Below are 517 nucleotides of genomic sequence, written 5' to 3' on the forward strand. Positions count from 1 at the left end.
GGTGGAGCCAAGCGGGATCGAACCGCTGACCTCCTGCATGCCATGCAGGCGCTCTCCCAGCTGAGCTATGGCCCCACGTCGTGAGGAGCGAAACTATAGCGACGGCGATTTCGCTTGGCAAGCGAAATTTGCACGCATTGCTTCATGTTCCGCATGAACTTCCATCACGACCCTGTCTGCGCGCCGGGAAGACGCTGCAAGCGCAGCCGCAGGGCGTTGCTGATCACCGACACCGAGCTCAGGCTCATCGCCACCGCCGCCAGCATCGGCGACAGGGTGATGCCCAGCGGATACAGCACACCGGCCGCAACCGGGATGCCAAGTCCGTTGTAGAGAAACGCAAAGCCCAGGTTCTGGCGCATGTTGCGCACGCTGGCCTCGGAAAGCTGGCGCGCACGCACGATGCCGCGCAGGTCGCCCTTGACCAGAGTGACCTGCGCGCTGGACATCGCCACATCGGTGCCGTTGCCCATCGCAATGCCCACGTCCGCGCTGGCCAGCGCCGGCGCGTCGTTGA

General features: G+C 64.6%; 1 tRNA gene and 1 pseudogene. Both read right to left on the bottom strand.

Going from position 1 to position 517, the window contains the following annotated elements:
- Nucleotides 1-2: 2 nt before the first annotated feature.
- Nucleotides 3-75: transfer RNA gene (locus EGJ34_RS21980), tRNA-Ala, on the bottom strand.
- An 89-nt stretch (nucleotides 76-164) separates the two neighbouring features.
- Nucleotides 165-517 (bottom strand): annotated as a pseudogene (locus EGJ34_RS21985) (copper-transporting ATPase); the annotation flags it as partial.

Origin of the sequence: Stenotrophomonas sp. 278 (assembly GCF_003935715.1) — a bacterium.
Classification (GTDB): Bacteria; Pseudomonadota; Gammaproteobacteria; order Xanthomonadales; family Xanthomonadaceae; genus Stenotrophomonas; species Stenotrophomonas maltophilia_AH.